Source organism: Streptomyces sp. NPDC028635 (assembly GCF_040637635.1).
GTDB lineage: Bacteria > Actinomycetota > Actinomycetes > Streptomycetales > Streptomycetaceae > Streptomyces.
In genome coordinates, this window is sequence record NZ_JBEZWX010000018.1 from 68,290 (window position 1) to 88,735 (window position 20,446).

The following is a 20,446-nucleotide window of genomic DNA, read 5'->3' on the forward strand; positions in this document are numbered from 1 at the left end:
TCACGCCCGCGGCGCCGGCGGGGGGCCGTGGCGCCCGACGGGACCGCAGCCGACCCAGGGGCGCGGGGAACTGCGCGACCGGCCCCCACGGACCCGCACCAGGAACACAACCCCCCGGCGCCTGAACCCGCACCCGGAAGACGACGGCCCCCCGCGGCGGAACCCGCACCCGGAAGACGACGCCCCCCGCAACGCGACCCGCACCCTCACCAGGCCGACGGTGCCAGCCGGGCAGGCCCGTTCTCGGCGGACCTCAGCTTCGCCCGCAGCTCCACCTCCGCCTCCGACAGCGGCCCCGGCGCGGCCTTGGGCGGCACCCCGCGTACCGCCTCTCCCGGCGGCACCGGCGGCTCGTACTGCGTGGGAGCCGAGCGGAGCGTGAGCGCCGTCGCCCCGATGATCGCGACCGTGAACGCGATCGCCGCCCGGGTCCAGAACCGCGCCCGGCGTTCGCCCCCGAAACGCACCTGCGTCGGCCGGGGAGGGCGCAGCCGCTCCGTCGTGGCCACCTCCGCCAGCCGCCGGTGCAGCACGTCCGGATCGCCCAGCTCCGGCAGTTTCGCGGCGATCGCCTCGCGCGCGTGGATCAGCCGGTACGCGGTCGCGGGTGTGCTCGCCTCCGTCTCCGCCGCCGTCTCGGGCAGCCCGAGCCCGACGCCGTCGTAGAGCATGAGGGTGCGCCGGTGCGGCGGGGGGAGCTTCAGGAGTACGTCCATCAGCGCGCGGTCGGCCGGGGCGGCCGGCGGTGGATCGGGGTGGCGGTAGCGGGGCCGGAACCGGTGCCACGGGGAGAGCGCGTACTCGTACACCGCCATGCGCACCCAGCCGGCCGGGTCCCGGTCCCGGGCCACCTCGGGCCAGCGCTCCCAGGCCCGCTGGAAGGCCCGCTCCACGGACTCCCGGGCCAGGTCACGCCGCCCGGTGAGCAGGTACGCCTGCCGGGCGAGCGCCGGCGCGCAGAAGGCGTACAACGCGTCGAAGGCCTGAGCGGGCGTCAGCGAGCCCTCCCCGCCGGCCGCGTCGACGGGTTCCGCCACCTCGGTGACCCCGCCCTGTTCCTGATGTCCCGTCACGGACCGGTGCCGCGCCTCCAGTGACGCCAGCAGGGTCACGTACGCCTCCCGCTCCGGGCCCCGGGGAGCCGTACGGCCGGACTCCCACGCGCGCACCGCACCCTTGGACACGCCCAGCCGCGCGGCGAGCTGAGCCTGCGTCAGCGAAGCGGCCTCCCGCAGGCGTCGGCGTTCCTTGGGCGGAGGGAGCGGGCTGGCAGGGCTCTGCGTCACCGGACACCCCTTCGTACGAAAAAGAACATAAACGTATATTGAGCGACACAACGGAGCTTCGCCTGTTACGCCGGGAAAGCGCGTGTCGTTGGGAGCATGGCGGTCGTGATCCAGATGACCGACCGCCGAACGCCGTTGCCGCGCCTGCTCCGCCGCAGGCGCCGTCGCTCGTCCGGGCTGGCCGCGAGCCTGCTGGGCGGCGTGGTCGCCGCCGGCCTGGGCCTCGGCTCGCTCGCCGTGCTCGTGATGTCGCTGTGGATCAGTTCGCCCTACCCGGACAGCGGGCCCGGCGGCGCCCTGCACATCGCGGCCGCCCTGTGGGTCCTCGGGCACGGCGCCGAACTCGTCCGCACCGACACCCTCACCGGCGTGCCCGCCCCCGTGGGGGTGACGCCGTTGCTGCTCATGGCCGTGCCCGTCTGGCTGGTGCACCGGGCGGCCCGCGACGCCGTCTACGGCCACGACGTCGTGGAGCCGGTCACCGGCCGCACCGCCTTCACCGGGGTCGTCCTCGGCTACCTCGGGGTCGCCGCGGCGGCGCTGCTGTACGTGTCCTCGCGCGGGGAACTGCGGCCGTCCTGGACCTGGCCGGGCCCCGCGATGCTGCCGCTCCTTGTTGTCACGGCGGCCGGCGCGGGGGTGTGGACGGCCCACGGGCATCCCCGCGGGCCCGTCGACAGCGTGCTGGTGCTGCTGCCGGGCCCGGTGCGACGGCTGCTGCTCGGCGTGGAGGGACGGGCCCGGCTGGGCGCCGCCGCGCGCGCCGCGTGCGCCGGTGCGGCGGTGCTGTTCGGGGGCGGGGCGCTGCTGGTGGCAGTGTCGCTGGTGTGGCACAGCGGGGCGGCCCGCGGATCGTTCCTGCAGCTGACCGAGGGCTGGTCGGGCCGGTTCGCGGTGCTGCTGCTGTGCCTGGTGCTGGTGCCGAACGCGGCGGTCTGGGCGGCGGCCTACGCCCTCGGTCCCGGTTTCAGCCTGTCCGTCGGGCACCTCACGAGTCCGCTCCACTCCGACCCGGCCCCGCTGCTGCCGCCGTTCCCGCTGCTGGCCGCGGTGCCCGCGGGCGGGCCCGGGACACCCCTCCACTGGGCCACGGCGGCGGTACCGCTGGCGGCCGGGGTGACGGTGGGCTGGTTCCTGGCGGTGGCGGCGACCGGCACCACCCGGGCCGCCCTGCCGGGCGGAGCGTGGTCGCCCGGCCGGACGGCCGGGGCCGCCGTCCTCGCCTCCGTCCTGTGCGGGGCGCTGCTGGCCGGGCTCGCGGCGCTGGCAGGTGGCCCGCTCGGGGTCGCCGCGCTCGCCCGCTTCGGCCCGGTGGGGTGGCAGGTGGGCGCGGCGGCCGTCCTGTGGATCACGGTCGCGGCGGTCCCGGTGGCCCTGGCCCGGCGCGCGTGGCGCGGCCGGTCGCGCAGGGCCGGCGCCGGTGGCGCGCGGACCGCCGCACCGGCGGCCGACCGCCCGAGGATCGGCCTCCCGCGCTCCGAGCCCGCTCCGGCACCGGTGTCGCCGCCGGCCGGGGAGGCCGGAACCCGGCGCTCCCGTAGCCGGCTGCCGTGGCGACGGCGCCCGGCCGGGCAGCAGCCCACCACGGGCCGCCGCACCGGGCACGCGGAGCCGGAGATCTACGACGCCGAGACCCCGAAGGACTCCTTCGCCCGGTACGACCGCGAGGACCCCGCGGACGACCCCTTCACGGCCTACGGCGTGGACCGGGCGACCGCGCTGCCCGGCCCGGCGTACGACGCCATCGCCCGCCTCGGCGGCAGGGCGGCCGGCACCGCGTCCCGCCCGGACGACGAGCCCGCGCCGCCGGGCGCGCCCACCGCAGCACGGGCGACACCCTCGGCGGACCGGCCCGCGGCGCCCTCGACCGGCCGGCCCGCGACACCCGCGGAACCACCTTCGGCGCCGACGGCACCGCCCACGGCCCCCACGGACTCGCCGACGGCCCCCACGGACTCGCCGACGGCCCCCACGGACTCGCTCACGGCACCTACGAAGCCGCCCACGGCACCTACGAAGCCGCCCACGGCCCCCACGAAGCCGCCGGCGGCTTCCAAGGAGCCGCCCACGGCACCCACTGATCCCTCCGCAGCGCCCGCGGACACACCCGCAGAGCCGCACCCGGCGTCACCGGCCCCGCCGACGCCCCCCGCCGAGTAGACCCGCTCCTCAGCCCTCGCCCAGGAACCCGCGCAGCTCCGACGGCAGCAGTTGCTTGCAGGACTGCTTCGCCTCGTTGGTCAGGGCGTCACCGGTGCACGTGTAGTAGTCGCGGTAGACGAGCTGGGAGGCGAAGCCGGCGGCGACCAGGGCCAGGGCGAGGGAGGCCGTGACGAGGCCGCTCACCGCGGCCGTGGTCTGCGGGCGGCCGGCGGCGTCGGAGGCGCCGGAACGGGCTCTGCCGCGCAGGCCGCTGATGCCCCAGTACAGGGCGAGCGCGCCGAGCAGCAGGGCCACGTAGGGCCAGCCGAAGAGGGCGAAGAAGAAGGCCCACATGCCGGCCAGCAGCGCGTACCGCGCCCGGCGCTGCACCGGGTTGCTGGGGTCCCAGCGCATGCCGGGGCCGTTCCCGTCACCGCCGCCGGCCGGCCTCTCGGGGCCGCCGCCGGGCCGCTCGCCGAAGCCGCCGGAGGAGCGGTCGGGCTGCCGGTCGCTCCACCGGCCCCAGGGCGAGCCGCCGCCCTGCCCGTCACCGCCGTGTCCGTCACCGCGGTGTCCGTCACCGCCGTGTCCGTTGCCGCCGTGGCCGCCCGCCGGGTGGCGCGGCTGCCAGGGACGGTCCGGGGTGCCCTCCGGCGGCGGCGCGAACGGGTTGTCGTCGTCGCGGTCCTTACCGCCGCGCCCCGGCCCGGAGCCGTCGGGCGCCTCGGGCGGTGAAGCCGGCCGCTCCCGCAGCAGCACGGTGCCACGCTCCCCTGTCTGGCCCGTGCGGGCCGGGTGCGGTGGGAACGTGAGGAGTCGCAGGCTGCGGTCCGGCATCAAGAGAGCGTCTTCCCCTAGGTGACTACGGCTGTCCGACGGTCGCCCGCGAAGCGCCCCCGCGCTGCTCCGGCAGGGGCTCCCACATGGGCTTCCACCTCGGAAACGCACCGCGCGTCCACCGCGTTCCCGAGTAGTTTCCTCCCAGACGCTACCCGCAGGCCGCGCCCCCGTCCCGTGGGGGCCTTCCGGTGTGCCGGTATCGTTGCTGGCGGTCGGCCGCTTCGTAGACTTCCCCGTATCCCGGGGCGCGAAGCATTCGTACGAACGAACAAGTGCGGATGGACGGGCGGCCGCGCACCGTCGCTCCCCCGAGAAAGGGCCCCACCGTGGCCGCCAACTCCGTGGCCAAGCGCCTCGTCGTGCTGGTCTCCGGCTCCGGCACCAACCTGCAGGCGCTGCTGGACGAGATCGCCGCCGTCGGGCCCGAGGCGTACGGAGCCGAGATCGTGGCCGTCGGCGCCGACCGTGACGGCATCGAGGGGCTCGCCCGCGCCGAGCGGGCCGGACTGCCGACCTTCGTCGTCAAGGTCAAGGACCACGCCACGCGCGAGGAGTGGGACGCCGCGCTCGCCGAGGCCGTCGCCGCGTACGAGCCCGACCTCGTCGTCTCCGCCGGGTTCATGAAGATCGTGGGCAAGGAGTTCCTTGCCCGTTTCGGCGGCCGGTTCGTCAACACCCACCCCGCCCTGCTCCCCAGTTTTCCCGGAGCCCACGGCGTGCGTGACGCGCTCGCGTACGGTGCCCGGGTCACCGGCTGCACCGTCCACTTCGTCGACGACGGCGTCGACACCGGGCCGATCATCGCGCAGGGCGTGGTGGAGATCCGGGACGAGGACGACGAGAGCGCACTGCACGAGCGCATCAAGGAAGTCGAGCGAAGGCTGCTCGTCGAGGTCGTGGGGCGTCTCGCCCGCAACGGCTATCGCATTGAGGGACGAAAGGTAGTTATCCAGTGACCGCCGAGAGCAACAAGCGGCCCCTTCGCCGGGCGCTCGTCAGCGTCTACGACAAGACCGGCCTGGAGGAGCTGGCCCGCGGGCTGCACGAGGCAGGCGTCGAGCTGGTCTCCACCGGCTCCACGGCCGGCCGGATCGCCGCCGCCGGCGTCCCCGTCACCAAGGTCGAGGAGCTGACCGGCTTCCCCGAGTGCCTGGACGGCCGGGTCAAGACCCTGCACCCGCGCGTGCACGCCGGCATCCTCGCCGACCTGCGCCTGGACAGCCACCGTGAGCAGCTCGCCGAGCTGGGCGTGGAGCCGTTCGACCTCGTCGTCGTCAACCTCTACCCGTTCCGCGAGACCGTCGCCTCGGGCGCCTCGGACGACGAGTGCGTGGAGCAGATCGACATCGGCGGCCCCTCGATGGTCCGCGCCGCCGCCAAGAACCACCCCTCCGTCGCGGTCGTCACCAGCCCGGCCTGCTACGGCGACGTCCTCGCCGCGGCCAAGGACGGCGGCTTCGACCTCGCCGCCCGCAAGCGCCTGGCCGCGGAAGCCTTCCGGCACACGGCGGAGTACGACATCGCCGTCTCCTCCTGGTTCGCCTCCTCCTACGCCCCCGCGGACGAGTCGCAGTTCCCCGACTTCATCGCCTCGTCCCTGGAGCGGGCGCACACCCTGCGCTACGGCGAGAACCCGCACCAGCCCGCCGCCCTGTACGTCTCCGGCGAGGGCGGTCTCGCGGCGGCCGAGCAGCTGCACGGCAAGGAGATGTCGTACAACAACTACACGGACACGGACGCCGCACGCCGTGCCGCGTACGACCACGCCGAGCCCTGCGTCGCGATCATCAAGCACGCCAACCCCTGCGGTATCGCGATCGGCGCGGACGTCGCCGAGGCGCACCGCAAGGCACACGCCTGCGACCCGGTGTCCGCGTACGGCGGTGTCATCGCCGTGAACCGGCCGGTCAGCAAGGAGATGGCCGAGCAGGTCGCGGAGATCTTCACCGAGGTCATCGTGGCCCCGGACTACGAGGAGGGCGCGCTGGAGGCCCTCACCAAGAAGAAGAACATCCGCGTGCTGCGGTGCGCCGACGGCCCGGCCCACCCGGTCGAGGTGAAGCCGATCGACGGCGGCGCCCTGCTCCAGGTCGCCGACCGGCTCCAGGCCGAGGGCGACGACCCGGCCAACTGGACGCTGGCGTCCGGCGAGGCGCTCTCCGCCGAGGAGCTCCAGCAGCTCGCCTTCGCGTGGAAGGCGTGCCGCGCGGTGAAGTCCAACGCGATCCTGCTCGCCAAGGACGGGGCCTCCGTCGGCGTCGGCATGGGGCAGGTCAACCGCGTCGACTCCTGCAAGCTCGCCGTCGAGCGGGCCGGCGAGGAGCGGGCCCGGGGTTCGTTCGCGGCCTCGGACGCGTTCTTCCCGTTCCCGGACGGACCGCAGATCCTGATCGACGCCGGGGTGCGGGCCATCGTCCAGCCCGGCGGCTCCATCCGCGACGAGCAGGTCGTGGAGGCGGCGAAGAAGGCCGGCGTGACGATGTACTTCACGGGCACGCGCCACTTCTTCCACTGACAGCACCGCGCTCCTGAAGACGGCCTGACGGACCGTCAGGGACAGGTCGACGGCCTCCGGCCCTCCCCCGAGGGGACCGGAGGCCGTCCGCCCTGGTGGATCAGCAGGGGCGCAGCGACCAGATCGGGTCCCAGGTGGCGGTGCCCGCCTGGTAGGCCGTCGAGGTCCAGCGGACGCTGCCGTCCTGGTTGAAGAACCTGGCGACCGTGCCCGGGGTCTGGTTGTTGGTGAACGGGCCGTCGCCGGTCCAGTTGGTGACGTTCCAGGTCTGGCACTTGTAGAAGTCGAACTTGGTGCCCCGGACCACCATGCACAGGTGGCCGTAGCCGCAGTCCAGGTCCTTCGTCGCGGCCCTGCCCTTCGGCGCGGCGGTGACGGTCAGGCCGTCGTAACGGACCTGGTCGGCGGTGACCTTCAGCGGCTTCGGGTGCCCGGCGAGCACCTGGTCGGCCCTCTGCTGGAGGGAGGTCACCCGGGTGCCGGCGGGGTCGGCGGCGGTGGCCGCCGCCGAGGAGCCGGCGACGAGTGCGGTGGCCGCGACGAGCAGCGCGGCGGGCTTGACGAGGTTCATGTGCCTTCCCCCTGGGAGACGAACGGTGTGGTCGCTCCGCCGGTGGCGGAGTGGTCCCACCGTCGCAGCGGCCGTCGCGCACCGGTACCTCACACCTCTCAGGGTCACGGATTGCCGGGCGGCGTGTACTCCTTGAGGTAGTGCGTGACGCGGTCGGCGTAGGCGCGGATCGCGGGGGGAACGCCGCCGGCCGCGTTCACCTTCTTGTACGACGTCCGGTACGCGGCGGCGAGCAGCACGCGCCGGTCGCCGTGCAGGCCGGTGGCGTTCAGCAGCGGTTCCAGGTAGCAGAGGTAGCGGGCCACGGCGGGGATCGACTGGGCGGGGGAGAAGGGCGGCCTGGGAATCGCCGTGGCGGGTACGCCGTCGGCCCGGATCCACCAGCGCAGCAGGCTCGGCGTCCAGCGGGCGATGCCGTACTCGCCCTCGCGGCCGGCGTGCGGGTCGGAGAGGTCCGGGTCGAAGTCGCTCTCCGCCTTCAGCAGCGCGGCGATCAGCGCCGGGGTCACCTCCGGCTGGACGCAGTCGTGCGCCGAGTCGACGATCAGCCGGCGGTAGCCGACGGGTACGCCCCGGTCGGTGCGGAGTTCGGCGGCCCCGTACACGGCGGGCGCGGCGGGGCTCTTGGCGTCGCCGGAGCCGGCCGCCCAGTCGCTGACGCCGTACCCCAGCGCCGCGACGGCCAGCGTGGCCACGACGGCCCCCGTGACCGTCGTACGGCGGGAGCGGCGGCGCAGCCGGGGGAGCCGGCGGGGGCGTGCGGCGCCGGCCGCGGCGCTCACCCGGCGCAGCAGTTCCTCGCCGGTGACGCGCTCGGCGTGGGTGCGGGCCAGGCAGTCGCGCACGATGTCCCGCCACGCGTCGGGCAGTTCCGGGGCGAGACGCAGCGCGTCGGTGCCGCGGGCGTAGGCGACGGCCGCGTCGCGGCGGGCGGTCGGGGTGCCGCCGGGCAGCGGGAGCGAGCCGGTGAGGACGAGGTGGGCGAGGACGCCGAAGGCCCAGATGTCGGCGGACGGGCGGATGCGGCGGCCGCGCTCACCGATCTCCGTCCACAGCAGTTCGGGCGGGGTGTAGTCGGGTGTGGAGAACGCCGGGGTGTAGGCGTGGGTGCCCTCCAGTTCGGCCGCCATGTTGAAGTCGGCGAGGCGGACCGTGCCGTCCTTCATCAGCAGCACGTTGGCCGGTTTCAGATCGCCGTGCACCCAGCCCGCCGTGTGCAGTTGACGCAGCCCCTCGCAGATCTGGGCGAGCAGCGCGGGACCGGCGGCGGGGCGCGGGGAGGCGGTGAGCAGCGCCGCCAGGGAGCCCTCGGCCTTCTCCAGCACCAGCACGGTCGCGCCGTCCAGCTCCGGCCGGCCCGGGTCGTCGACGGTGAGGGTCTCGTACAGCCGGATCAGCCGCGGGTGGCGCAGCCTGCGGTGCAGGGCGACCTCGCGCTCCACGAGGTCGCGCAGGTGCGACAGGCGGCGCGGGGTGTTCGTGCCGGTCGGCAGGAACTTCAGCGCCGCCGTGCGGGGCAGGACGCCGTCACCGGACTCGCCGGTGCGCCGGGCCTCGTAGACGCTGCCGAAGGCACCGGTGGCGAGGGGCGCGCGGACCTCCCACGGTCCGACCCGGTAGCCCGGGGGCACCGGCACGGCGAACGGCTCGCCGGAAGCCTTCACCGAGGTGATCCGGAGGGCGCGCTCGCGCGCAGGACCACCAGGTCGTCCTCGCGGACCAGGTCGAAGCGGAGCGCCAGCGAGACCAGGGACTCCTTCTTGCCGTTCAGCCGGGGACCGCTGTCGGCGGTGTCCGGGCCGGGCTTGAGGCGCAGCTTCACGGCGAGGTAGTCGATGTTCCACTGCACGGTGGTGCGGGAGACCGCCGGCCAGGACGGGCGCAGCCGCTCCACGACCTGCTCGACGGTGGGCGGCGGGGCGTGCGGCGCGCCGCGCAGGCGCGGCTCGCACAGGGCGGCCAGGACCGCGAAGTAGCGCTTGGTGCGGTCCAGGGAGAAGGCGGGCGCGGTGGTGTCGCCGTCGCCGCAGCCGTCGGGACGGAGGTAGTCGTGGCGCGGCGCCCACACCTCGACCGGCAGCAGGTCGCCGGCCGCGGGCAGCACGATCCGCGCGAACTCGAAGGGGATCGGGGCGTCCAGCCGGCCCGGCCCGACCTTCACGTGCTCGCCGGCGCCCTCCGGGTTCTCGACGACGTACGTCTGGTCCCGGCTCAGGTTGCTCAGTATCCAGAACGCGCCCTGCGCGGCGATCTCCCCGGCCCTGCGGGAGACCCCCTCGTGCGGGATGCGCAGGCGGTTGGCGTGCGCGGACCTGCCGAACGTGAGCCGCTCACCGGGGGCGAGACGGATCTGTCCGGCGCTGCTTCGCTCGTCCTCCGTGGTCGGCGGAGGTACCACGATGATGCTGTACAAGGTGCGTCTCCCCGTGCCTGACAGCTCGCGGTGCCAGCGTAGGGCGAACGCACCAGGGCCGTGTCCCCCTCGAACGGGTGAGACACGGCCCTCGGATGTGATTGGCGCGAACCGTACGGTCCGCTTCGCGTCAGTAACGCGGGCGGTTGAACCACGTGGTCGCCGCGCTGTTGACCATGGAGGCCAGGATGATGCCGGCGATCGCGAGCGAGATCAGGCCGCCGAACGTCGCCGAGCCGCCCCCGCCGTTGACGAGGTTGACGAGACCGCCGAGGATCATCAGCGCCGAGTAGACGATGGTGGTGATGCGGATGCCGCTGCCGCCGTTCTTGAACTTCACGCCCAGGAAGATCGACAGCGCGCCCAGCGCCAGGAACAGGGCGGCGATCAGGAAGCCGAGCCCGGCCAGGCCGCCCGTGTCGTCACCGGTGCCGACACCGTTGGAGACGTCCTGGACGGCGCCGACGGCGACGCCGGCGATCAGGCCGACCAGGATCTGGAAGCCGGCCAGGATGAACAGCAGCACCCGGGCCGTCTTCATCAGGCCCGGCATCTCCATCGGCATGGCGTTGCCGGCCGGGTAACCGGGGTACCCCTGCTGCTGCGGGTAGCCGTAGGCCTGCTGCGGCGGGACGCCGGGCTGCTGCGGGTAGCCGTAGCCCGGAGCGGCCGGCGGCTGCTGGGGCGGTGGCCCGTAGGGGTTGTTCGGGTCGCCGAAACTCATGGCGCGGTCCTTCCTCCGTTATGCCGAGTGCGGGGACGCGCGGCAACGCTCGGAGGAAGTTCTACAGATGCGGTTCGTCCCCCCGGTACTGCCCGCGGCACTGTGCCCCTCATCGTTCTTTAGATCCCCGTTACTTGTCCAGCCGGAGGGCACAGACGTTGTGCAAGTGCAACATCGTCGATCAAGACCGGTGAACGGCGGGACGGGTGATGCGCGCACCCGGATTGGAACCGGGGGGCGGTCATCCGGGAGGATGGGGTCATGACCGCCCAGATTCTCGATGGCAAGGCCACCGCAGCCGCGATCAAGTCCGATCTGACCGCCCGCGTGGCGGCGCTGAAGGAGAAGGGCGTCACGCCCGGTCTCGGCACCATCCTCGTCGGGGAGGACCCCGGCAGCCGCAAGTACGTCGCCGGCAAGCACCGCGACTGCGCGGAGGTCGGCATCGCCTCCATCCAGCGCGAACTGCCCGCCACCGCCTCGCAGGAGGAGATCGAGGCGGTCGTGCGCGAGCTGAACGACGACCCCACGTGCACCGGTTACATCGTGCAGCTCCCGCTGCCCAAGGGCATCGACGAGAACCGCATCCTGGAGCTGATGGACCCGGCCAAGGACGCCGACGGCCTGCACCCGATGAACCTCGGCCGCCTCGTCCTGAACGAGCCGGCCCCGCTGCCCTGCACGCCCAACGGCATCCTCACCCTGCTGCGCCGCTACGGCGTCGAGCTGAAGGGCGCGGAGGTCGTGGTCGTCGGCCGCGGTGTCACCATCGGCCGTCCGATGCCGCTGCTGCTGACGCGGCGCAGCGAGAACGCCACGGTGACGCAGTGCCACACCGGCACCCGTGACCTGTCCGCCCACCTCAAGCGGGCCGATATCGTCATCGCCGCGGCCGGCTCCGCCCATCTGATCCGGCCCGAGGACATCAAGCCGGGCGCGGCCGTCCTCGACGTCGGCGTCTCCCGCAACGCCGAAGGCCGGATCGTCGGCGACGTCCACCCCGGCGTCGCCGAGGTGGCCGGCTTCATCTCCCCGAACCCGGGTGGCGTCGGCCCCATGACCCGTGCCCAGCTGCTCGTCAACGTGGTCGAGGCGGCGGAGCGCAGTGCCGGCTGACGACTCGGACGACCTCCAGGTACGGGACGCGGTCAGCGCGCCCGACGCCGACGGGCGGCCGCGGCGCGCCACGCGCCGCTTCCCGCTGTTCACGCGGGACACCGCGCGCCCCGAGGGCGGCGGCCGGGCCGCGGGCGGTGACGCCCCGGCGCCGGCCCGGCAGTGGCCGATGCTGGCGGTGCTCGGGCTGGTCGCGGTGGGCCTGCTGGTGACGGCGCTGGGCGCGTTCCGGGTCGGCACGCTGCTGATCGGTGCCGCGCTGCTCGGCGGGGCGGTGCTGCGCTGGGTCCTGCCGGGCGTGGGCATGCTCGCCGTCCGCTCCCGCTTCACGGACATCGTCACCTACGGCGTGCTGGGCCTGGCCATCGTGCTGCTGGCGCTGATGGCGCAGCCGCACCCATGGCTGAAGATCCCGTTCCTGAAGGACACCCTCCACTTCACGGTGAGCAGCAGCTGAGCCACCCACCGCCGCCGTCGGCGCGCTCGCCACGGACACCCCCGCCGTCCCGGCCCACGGCGGAAGCCCCGCGCCTGCATCCGTCACGCGCCGACCGGGGCCGACCGGGCCGGTCGAGCCGACCGGACCGGCCGAGCCCGGCCGCTCGGCGGTGCCCCGTCCGCCTGGGCGCGATGCCCCCGGCGGACGTCCGGCGCCTGCCACCGACCGGGCTGGCCAAGGCCGGGCCTTCGGCGGGGGCCGATCCGGCCGATCCGGCCGATCCGGCCGGCCGGGCCCGGCCGCTCGGCGGTGCCCCCGCCCGCCCCGGGCGCCGTGCCCCCGGCGGATGTACGGCGGCCACCACCGGTCGGGCTGACCAAGGCCGGGCCTTCGGCGGGGGCCGATCCGGCCGATCCCCCGGCCGAGCCCGGTCGCTCGGCGGTGCCCCGTCCGGCCCGGGCGCTGCACCCCCGGCAGACGTCCGGCGCTCGCCACCAACGGGGCCGACCCGGACCGACCGAGCTGACCCGGCTGACCGGGCCAACCCGGGCCGACCGGTCCGGTCAAGCCGACCGGACCGACCAGGCCCGGCCGCTCGGCGGTGCCCAGCCCGCCCCGGGCGCCGCGCCCCCCGGCGGACGCCACCGGCCGGGCCGACCCGGACCGACCGAGTCGACCCGGACTGACCCGGCCGGCCGCTCGGCGGTGTCCCGCCCGGCCCCGGCCGCTGCACCCCCGGCGGACGTCCGGCGCCGCCACCGACCGGGCCAAACATGGCCGGCCCCCGGTGGCGAGCCCAGCCGGCCACCTCTTCGCCGCGAGGTGAACTCCGGCGGCGACGACAGTGCGGGAACGCCGGTCCTGTTTGCCGGCCGTGCGGGCCGCGCTCTGGAATCCCGGGGTGGGACCCGGAACCTCGGGCCGCGCCCTGGAGACCCCGGGGCGGGCCCCGTAACCTCGGGCCGCGCCCCGGAAGCCCGGGCCGTGCCCTGGAACCCCGGGGCGGGCCCCTCGTCGGCCGGTGCCGTCGCTACAACCGCCGTGGTACGTCCGGCGTTTGACTCGTCCTGTCGGTGGCGGAGCTACGCTGCGGCGATGCGTCTGAGCATGCCCGTGCCCCGCACGTATGTCGTGGACCCGCTGATCGCGCTCGGCATGCTCGCGGTGGCCGTGCTGCTGGGGCGGGAGTCGGTGGCGCAGGGGTGGCCGGAACTCGATGCCCGGGCCCTGGTGCTGGTCGCGCTCGCCCACCTGCCGGTCGCGCTGCGCGGCCGCCGGCCGGTCGTGGTGTTCGCGGCCGTGCTGCTGGCCGCGCTCGCCTACGTCAGCCTCGGCTACTGGCCGGTGGTGTGCACCTTCGGCCCCATGCTCGCCCTGTACACGGTGGCGTCGGCGCGCCCCGCCCGCGTCGCCGTCGGCTGCGCGGTCTGCCTGGCCGCGCTGTGGGTCTACGCCGGTGCGGTCACCGACGGCTCCGCCATGGGCTCGGTGGTGGGGCAGGCCCTGCTGTACACCTCGGTGCTGGTGTGGTTCGGCACGCTGGCGCGGCGCTCCGCCGAGCTGACCCGGCGGCTGCGCGCCGAGCAGGCCGAGCGGGCCCGGCGGGCGGTGGCCGAGGAACGCAGGCGGATAGCGCGGGAGTTGCACGACGTGGTCGCCCACCACATGTCGGTGATCTCGGTGCAGGCGGGACTCGCCCGGTTCGTCCTCGACGCCGACCCGGCGACGGCCCGCTCCGCGCTCGGCACCATCGCCGGCACCAGCACGGAGGCACTGGAGGAGCTGCGCCGCATGCTGCACGTGCTGCGCGAGGAGGACCCCGGGGCCCCCGAGCGGGCCGCCATCCCGACGCTGGCCCGGGTCGGTGACCTGGTGGAACGCATCCGCGCCGGCGGCGTCCCGGTGGAGCTCACCGTCGAGGGCACCGCCCGGCCCCTGCCGCCCGGTGTGGAGCTGTGCGCGTACCGCGTGGTGCAGGAGGCCCTGACGAACGTCCTCAAACACGCCCGGCACGCCCACGCGCGCGTGGAACTGCGCTACGGCCGGCACGAGCTGACGGTCACCGTGACCGACGACGGCCGGGGGGCGGTTTCGGACGATGTCCCGGCCGGGGCGGGGCACGGCTTGATCGGCATGCGCGAACGGGCCAAGCTCTACGGCGGGACGATCAGCGTCGGCCCGCGCGCCGAGGGCGGCTTCCGGGTCAGGCTGACCCTGCCCGCGTCGCACCGCACCAGCTGAGCCACGTCGGGGGGACGGCGGACGGATGACCAGAGTGCTCGTCGTCGACGACCAGTTCCTCATCCGGGCCGGCCTCGTGGGCCTCCTCGACGCGGCGCCCGGATTCGAGGTGTCCGGCGAGGCGGACGACGGCGCGGAGGCGGTGCGACTGGCCGCCGAGACGCGCCCCGACGTGGTCCTGATGGACATCCGCATGCCCGGCATGAACGGCATCGAGGCCACGACCCGCATCCTCGCCGAGGCCGCCGACCCCGTCCCGCGCGTCCTGATCCTGACCACGTTCGACCTCGACGAGTACGTCTACGGCGCGCTGCGCGCGGGCGCGTCGGGCTTCCTGCTGAAGGACTCCGGTCCCGAGCGGCTGCTGGCGGCGGTCCGGGCCGTGGAGGGCGGCGACGCGCTGTTCGCGCCGAGCGTCACCCGCCGCCTGGTCGAGGCATTCGCCCGGCACCGCGATCCCGAGGGGCGGGCCGACGCCCCACCGGACCTGGCCGCGCTGACCTCTCGGGAACGAGAGGTCCTCACGCTGACCGCCCGCGGCCTGTCCAACCTGGAGATCGCCGACCGCCTCTACATCAGCGAGGCCACGGTCAAGACCCACCTCAACCGCACGATGTCCAAGCTGGACCTGGACAGCCGCGCCCAGGCGGTGGTCCTGGCGTACGAGACGGGCCTCGTCGTCCCCGGCCGCTGAGACCGCCGTCGGACACGGGCCTCGTCGTCCCCGGCCGCTGAGACCACCGCGGGACACGCGCCTCGTCGTCACGGCTGCTGAACCGCCGTACGACACACGCCTTGTCGCCCCCGGCTGCTGAGACCGCCGTACGGGACGGCGGCGGACCGTCCTCTCCCCCGAGCGGGGACGGGCCGCCGCCGGGAGCAACGTTTTCGCACCGTGCGGGGGCTGTTCAACGCCTGTCAGCGCGCTGTGCCACGGAAGTGACCATTCCGCTACGGTGTCCTGAACCTGCCACACCCAGGGAACCGTTTCCGCGCCCGCTGTCGTCACCCGACCCGACCGGGTAGGGACGAGGGCGTGCGCGCGGAGGTGGCGATGAGCGGCTGGCGGCCGCTGCCGGACGGGCTGCCGCCGGAGGTACGGCACTTCGTGGCGCAGCTCAGGGAGCTGAAGGACGCGACCGGGCTCAGCCTGGCCGCGCTCGGCGCCCGCACCGCCTACAGCAAGTCCTCCTGGCAGCGTTACCTCAACGCCGTACAGCCGCCTCCCCGGCAGGCCGTCACCGCGCTGTGCCGGGTCGCCGGACTCTCCGCGGAGGAGGCCGAACGGGTCGCGGTGCGCCGGGAGGTGGCCGTCGAGGTCTGGCCGCGCCCCGAGCCCGCCGCCACCGCGGACGGCGAGCCCTACCGCGACGATCCGACCGTGCCGTGGTGGGAACGGCTCGAGGAGCCGGCCCCGCCCCGTCCCGCCGGGCGGCGGCTGCTGCTCGTCGCCGTCCTGCTGCTGTGCGCCCTGCTCCTGCTCGGCGCCGTCGGGATGCTCCTCGCCGCGTGAGGTGAGTGAGGGGTGTCGCGACACCCCTGGGACGGGTGAGGTCTCGCCTGTGTCCCCGTTGTGTCGATGTGTTGACACGTTCCGGGATGTCCCGAGAAGCACCCGGACGACGGCGCTACCGTGGCCGCCCGGGACGCTCCACGACGTCCCACTGGACTGCGCGCGGCCGGCGTGCGACGGTGCACGCCCCGCTGCCGCACGCTCCCGTGCGCCCCCGTCCCGGGAACTGAGATCCTGGGTGGGCGCATCCCTGTGGGTAGCCAGAACGGGCACCGCGGCACAGGGCGCACGGCGCGGGGGAACGACAAGCACGTCATGGGGGGAAGAGGGGGAAGCAATGCCTCGTTGGAGGGCCTTGCCGGACGATCTCGATCCGCAGATCAAGGAGTTCGCGGAGCAGCTGCGGCGGCTCGTGGACCGCAGCGGCCTGGGAATCGCGGCGCTGGCCGACCGCACGGGCTACAGCAAGACGTCCTGGGAGCGGTACCTGGGCGGCCGGCTCCTCGCGCCCAAGGGCGCGATCGTCGCGCTGGCCGAGGTCACCGGCACCAACCCCGTCCACCTGACCACGTTGTGGGAGCTGGCCGAGCGCGCCTGGAGCCGTTCGGAGATGCGCCACGACATGACCATGGAGGCCATCCGGATCTCGCAGGCGCGCGCCGCCCTCGGTGACCTCGCGGCACCGGAGGCCGGTGAGCGCGGCGGGCGGACGGCCCGCAAGGGCGGCAGTGCCACCGCCACTCCGGTCGCCGGGCCCGCGGGCGTGTCCCCGACGGTGCCGCAGCAGCCGACGGCGCCCGACGCCGACGCCCGCGAGAGCGCGCCGCAGAACTCGTGGGGGATGGCCGGTTACCGGGGCCCGTCCCCCGTCGGTGGCCGCCCCGGCGCCGGGACGCCCGCCGCCGGGGCCGTCCAGGGCGCGGGCCCGGGTGCGGGTCCCGGTGGGGGCCGGCGCGCCGGACGGCCGCCCGGCGGCGCGCCCACGGGGCCGCGGCGGCCCGCGAAGAACACCGGCAAGCAGCGGCTGACGATGTTCCTCGCCGGACTCGTCGGCGTACTGGTCGTCATAGCGGCGGTGTTCTTCTTCACCGAACGCGGCGACGGCACCAAGAACGAGGGCAAGGACGCCTCCCCCTCACCGACCGCCACCGTCCCCGTGAACCTGCCGCCCGGCGTCAAGTGCAGCGGCGCGAGCTGCACCGGCAAGGACGCCGAGGCGATGGGGTGCAGCGGCAACCTGGTGACCACCGCGAGCACCGCGACCGTCGGCGCCACCGTCGTCGAGGTGCGCTACAGCAAGACGTGCGGCGCGGCCTGGGGCCGCATCACCCGGGCCGGGCAGGGCGACACGGTCCGGGTCAGCGCCGGCGGGGCCACCCAGGAAGGGTCCATCACGGCCACCGGGGACGCCATCGCGTACACCCCGATGGTGGCCGTCAAGGACGCGGGCGAGGCCACGGCCTGCGCGACGCTGGCGACTGGGAAGCAGGGGTGCACGCAGTAGGCGTCCGGCAGAAGCACACGCGTTGACGCGGCCGGCGGACGCGTACGCATGGAGGCGGCCGGCGGACGCATACGCATGGAGGCGGCCGGCAGGGACGCGCGCAGCGGGCGGGCAGAACCGGGCGGGGCTCGCGGCGGGCGGCCCGAACAGGCGCACGGGACAAGCGGTCGGAACGCGTGCACGAAGTGAAGAAAACAGGGATATCGGCGCGCGGGCGCATGGCTCCGGCCGGCGCGGGCAGGCGAACGGTATCCCCCCACGGGAGTCCGGAAACGGTACCCCCACCGGCGGCCGCCTGGTCATTCCTCTCCCGGACCGGCGGCCGCCCCCCTTTCCCCGCCGCTTTCGCCCCCGATGTGCCACTCTGTGGGGTGGGCCACACGGACCCGGACGTCCGGCCTGCCGGATGCGCGATAGCCTGACCGCTGGATCTCTCTTGATACCAAGAGATCGATCATCCGCCCGGGGCAGTGACGCCCCACCGCCAGCTGTCATACGGAGAACGCCATGACCCGCACTCCCGTGAACGTCACCGTCACCGGCGCGGCCGGCCAGATCGGTTACGCCCTGCTCTTCCGCATCGCCTCCGGCCAGCTGCTCGGCGCGGACGTGCCGGTCAAGCTGCGTCTGCTGGAGATCACCCCGGCGCTGAAGGCCGCCGAGGGCACGGCCATGGAGCTGGACGACTGCGCGTTCCCGCTGCTGCAGGGCATCGACATCACCGACGACCCGAACGTCGCCTTCGACGGCACCAACGTCGCCCTCCTCGTCGGCGCCCGCCCGCGCACCAAGGGCATGGAGCGCGGCGACCTGCTGGAGGCCAACGGCGGCATCTTCAAGCCGCAGGGCCAGGCCATCAACGCCCACGCCGCGGACGACGTCAAGGTCCTGGTCGTCGGCAACCCGGCGAACACCAACGCGCTCATCGCGCAGGCCGCCGCCCCGGACGTACCGGCCGAGCGCTTCACCGCGATGACCCGTCTGGACCACAACCGCGCGCTGACCCAGCTCGCGAAGAAGACCGGCACCACGGTCGCGGACATCAAGCGCCTGACCATCTGGGGCAACCACTCCGCCACCCAGTACCCGGACATCTTCCACGCCACGGTCGCCGGCAAGAACGCCGCCGAGGTCGTGAACGACGAGAAGTGGCTGGCCGAGGACTTCATCCCGACCGTCGCCAAGCGCGGCGCCGCCATCATCGAGGCCCGCGGCGCCTCCTCCGCGGCCTCCGCCGCCAACGCCGCCATCGACCACGTCTACTCCTGGGTCAACGGCACCGCCGAGGGCGACTGGGTCTCCATGGGCATCCCGTCGGACGGCTCCTACGGCGTCCCGGAGGGCCTGATCTCCTCCTTCCCGGTCACCTGCAAGGACGGCAAGTACGAGATCGTGCAGGGCCTGGAGATCAACGAGTTCTCCCGCGCCCGTATCGACGCCTCCGTCCAGGAGCTGGTGGAGGAGCGCGAGGCGGTCCGCGGTCTCGGCCTGATCTGAGTCCGCTCCGCTCGAGTGGATCTTCGGCGGCCGGTGCGCTATCGTTGATCACACACCGGCCGCCGGGAAACCGGCACCAGGCTGTGCGTTGGTGGTCCAAGGAAAGACGCCCCGCTTCCTGCGGGGAGATGCAGGTGCAAGGCCTGCCCGGCGCTCCAGTGAACGAGGCCCGTCCCGCGATACGCGGGGCGGGCCTCGTCGTTTGTCGTGTTCAGGCAGCCGGCTTCCTCGTGGGCGCCGGTGCCGGGGCGACAGCCGGACGGGAGGGGGCGCTGGAGCGGGCGCCGGTGGCACGGCCGGAGCCGCACAGGCCCGTGACCACGATCGCCGTTGCGACCAGTACGGTCAGGCCGACCGTGCGCAGGGCCGGGCCCATGCCGGTGGCGAACCCGGTGTGGCCTGCCAGCGTCGTGCCGGCCACGGCGACGCCGAGGGCCGCGCCGATCTCGCGGGCCGCGGTGCCGAGGCCGGAGCCCAGCCCCGCCTGATGCGGCGGGAGGGAGACGACCACGCCAAGGGTGAGCGCGGGCATGGCCAGCCCCATCCCGGCCGAGATGACCAGCAGCCAGCATGCCCACAGGGGGTAGGGCGTGGCCGCGTCCGCCGTGGACGCCGCCACCAGACCCAGCCCGATCAGCGCCAGACCGCTGCCGACGACGGGGCGGGGGCGCGCCGACCAGCGGGCCGCGAACTTCGGGACGAGGGCCATGCCGACGATCAGCGGAACGATCGCCACGCCCGTCACGGCCGGCGCGAACCCCTTCACCTCCTGCAGATACTGCGAGTTGACGTAGAACAGCGCGAACAGGCCGAAGAAGCCGGTCGCCAGGCCCAGGGTCGTCGCCCGCAGCGGGCCGGAGCGGAACACCCGCGGGTCGAACAGCGGAGCCCGGGAACGCAGGGCGTGGGCGGTGAAGAGGGCCGTCAGGAGAAGGCCCGCGCCGAACGCCGACAGGATGCGTGGCGAGGTCCAGCCGTGACCGGGGCCCTCGATGATGCCGAAGAGCACGGCGACCAGACCGGCGGTGAGCAGCAGCGTTCCCATCGGGTCCGGGCTGCCGGCCGTGGCGCGGGCCGTGCGCGGGGTGGTGAGCGACACCGCAGCGGCGAGCAGGGCCGCCAGCGGCACCATCGCCCAGAACAGGGCCCGCCAGGACAGGAACTGGCCGACCAGCCCACCGCCCAGATTGCCCGCCAGGCCGCCCAGTCCGATGGCCAGGGTCCAGGACGCCATGGCCTGGGCGCGGCGCTCGGGACCCGCCAGATGGACCAGGATCGACATCGTCGCCGGGGTGATCAGCGCGGCCCCGGCGCCGGACACCCCCCGGCCGGCGATCAGCAGTGCCGGGGTGGACGCCAGCGCACTGGTCGCGGCGCCGGCGGCGAACAGGCCCAGCCCGGCGAGCAGGGCGCCCTTGCGGCCGTGCCGGTCACCCAGCGCGCCCGCCGGAATGAGCAGACCGGCGAAGACGATGACGTAGGCGTCGACCGTCCACAGGATTTCGGTGTGCGAGGGATGCAGGGCCGACGAACCCAGTTGCGGTATCAGGAGGTTGATGGCGGCGACCATGCTCTGCGCGATCAGCACGCAGGCGCACACGGTCAGCAGGGTCGAGCGTTTCAGGGCGTGCGCGGGCACGGCTCC

The 20,446-nt window shown here is 74.5% G+C and carries 17 protein-coding genes; 10 read left to right on the forward strand and 7 right to left on the reverse strand.

Annotated features, from left to right (window positions below; all coding sequences use genetic code 11):
- Window positions 1–206 precede the first annotated feature (206 nt).
- Window positions 207–1,286 (reverse strand): helix-turn-helix domain-containing protein, encoded by a 1,080-nt coding sequence (locus AB0E88_RS20500; protein WP_361632261.1) that lies wholly within the window; start codon window positions 1,284–1,286, stop codon window positions 207–209.
- Between the two features lie 96 nt (window positions 1,287–1,382).
- On the opposite strand from AB0E88_RS20500, the gene AB0E88_RS20505 reads away from it, so the two are divergent.
- A complete protein-coding gene (locus tag AB0E88_RS20505; RefSeq protein WP_361632263.1) occupies window positions 1,383–3,446 on the forward strand; it encodes a DUF6350 family protein in 2,064 nt (687 codons plus the stop codon).
- A gap of 9 nt (window positions 3,447–3,455) precedes the next feature.
- Here AB0E88_RS20505 and AB0E88_RS20510 read toward each other — a convergent pair whose 3' ends face one another.
- The gene (locus AB0E88_RS20510; RefSeq protein WP_361632265.1) at window positions 3,456–4,265 is read right to left on the reverse strand and encodes a hypothetical protein; all 810 of its coding nucleotides are present in this window, start codon (window positions 4,263–4,265) and stop codon (window positions 3,456–3,458) included.
- Window positions 4,266–4,594: 329 nt separating this feature from the next.
- Between AB0E88_RS20510 and purN the strand changes: the two genes are divergently transcribed.
- Entirely contained in the window at window positions 4,595–5,224 is a 630-nt protein-coding gene (purN, locus tag AB0E88_RS20515) for a phosphoribosylglycinamide formyltransferase (protein ID WP_361632267.1), read from the forward strand.
- Window positions 5,221–6,783 carry a bifunctional phosphoribosylaminoimidazolecarboxamide formyltransferase/IMP cyclohydrolase gene (gene purH, locus AB0E88_RS20520; protein ID WP_361632269.1) on the forward strand — a complete coding sequence of 521 codons (1,563 nt, stop codon included), beginning with the start codon at window positions 5,221–5,223 and terminating at the stop codon, window positions 6,781–6,783. Before purN ends, purH begins: the two co-directional genes overlap by 4 nt.
- 100 nt (window positions 6,784–6,883) lie before the next feature.
- Here the strand turns inward: purH and AB0E88_RS20525 are convergent, their stop codons facing one another.
- The 4 genes from AB0E88_RS20525 to AB0E88_RS20540 form a co-directional block, all read right to left on the reverse strand.
- Complete coding sequence (locus AB0E88_RS20525; protein WP_361632271.1) at window positions 6,884–7,354, reverse strand: hypothetical protein; 471 nt, start codon at window positions 7,352–7,354, stop codon at window positions 6,884–6,886.
- Window positions 7,355–7,458: 104 nt separating this feature from the next.
- Complete coding sequence (locus tag AB0E88_RS20530) at window positions 7,459–9,018, reverse strand: protein kinase (protein ID WP_361632273.1); 1,560 nt, start codon at window positions 9,016–9,018, stop codon at window positions 7,459–7,461.
- Window positions 9,015–9,767 (reverse strand): FHA domain-containing protein, encoded by a 753-nt coding sequence (locus tag AB0E88_RS20535; protein ID WP_361632275.1) that lies wholly within the window; start codon window positions 9,765–9,767, stop codon window positions 9,015–9,017. The genes AB0E88_RS20530 and AB0E88_RS20535 overlap by 4 nt, the downstream gene beginning before the upstream one ends.
- Before the next feature lie 130 nt (window positions 9,768–9,897).
- Entirely contained in the window at window positions 9,898–10,491 is a 594-nt protein-coding gene (locus tag AB0E88_RS20540) for a hypothetical protein (protein ID WP_361632277.1), read from the reverse strand.
- Between the two features lie 261 nt (window positions 10,492–10,752).
- Here AB0E88_RS20540 and AB0E88_RS20545 point away from each other — a divergent pair, with 261 nt between their 5' ends.
- The 7 genes from AB0E88_RS20545 (at window position 10,753) to AB0E88_RS20575 (ending at window position 18,801) form a co-directional block, all read left to right on the forward strand.
- Window positions 10,753–11,607 carry a bifunctional methylenetetrahydrofolate dehydrogenase/methenyltetrahydrofolate cyclohydrolase gene (locus AB0E88_RS20545; RefSeq protein ID WP_361632279.1) on the forward strand — a complete coding sequence of 285 codons (855 nt, stop codon included), beginning with the start codon at window positions 10,753–10,755 and terminating at the stop codon, window positions 11,605–11,607.
- Window positions 11,597–12,064, forward strand: coding sequence for a DUF3017 domain-containing protein (locus tag AB0E88_RS20550; RefSeq protein ID WP_361632281.1), 468 nt, complete (start codon window positions 11,597–11,599; stop codon window positions 12,062–12,064). The genes AB0E88_RS20545 and AB0E88_RS20550 overlap by 11 nt, the downstream gene beginning before the upstream one ends.
- A 1,077-nt stretch (window positions 12,065–13,141) precedes the next feature.
- Window positions 13,142–14,287 carry a sensor histidine kinase gene (locus AB0E88_RS20555; protein WP_361632283.1) on the forward strand — a complete coding sequence of 382 codons (1,146 nt, stop codon included), beginning with the start codon at window positions 13,142–13,144 and terminating at the stop codon, window positions 14,285–14,287.
- Between the two features lie 25 nt (window positions 14,288–14,312).
- Complete coding sequence (locus AB0E88_RS20560; RefSeq protein ID WP_361632285.1) at window positions 14,313–14,981, forward strand: response regulator transcription factor; 669 nt, start codon at window positions 14,313–14,315, stop codon at window positions 14,979–14,981.
- A gap of 360 nt (window positions 14,982–15,341) precedes the next feature.
- Window positions 15,342–15,800 carry a helix-turn-helix transcriptional regulator gene (locus tag AB0E88_RS20565; protein ID WP_361632403.1) on the forward strand — a complete coding sequence of 153 codons (459 nt, stop codon included), beginning with the start codon at window positions 15,342–15,344 and terminating at the stop codon, window positions 15,798–15,800.
- 355 nt (window positions 15,801–16,155) lie between these two features.
- Window positions 16,156–17,304: a DUF2690 domain-containing protein gene (locus tag AB0E88_RS20570; RefSeq protein ID WP_361632287.1), complete on the forward strand. Its 1,149-nt coding sequence runs from the start codon at window positions 16,156–16,158 to the stop codon at window positions 17,302–17,304.
- A 507-nt stretch (window positions 17,305–17,811) separates the two neighbouring features.
- Complete coding sequence (locus AB0E88_RS20575; RefSeq protein ID WP_361632289.1) at window positions 17,812–18,801, forward strand: malate dehydrogenase; 990 nt, start codon at window positions 17,812–17,814, stop codon at window positions 18,799–18,801.
- Window positions 18,802–19,012: 211 nt separating this feature from the next.
- Here AB0E88_RS20575 and AB0E88_RS20580 read toward each other — a convergent pair whose 3' ends face one another.
- Window positions 19,013–20,440: an MFS transporter gene (locus tag AB0E88_RS20580; RefSeq protein ID WP_361632291.1), complete on the reverse strand. Its 1,428-nt coding sequence runs from the start codon at window positions 20,438–20,440 to the stop codon at window positions 19,013–19,015.
- Window positions 20,441–20,446: the final 6 nt, after the last annotated feature.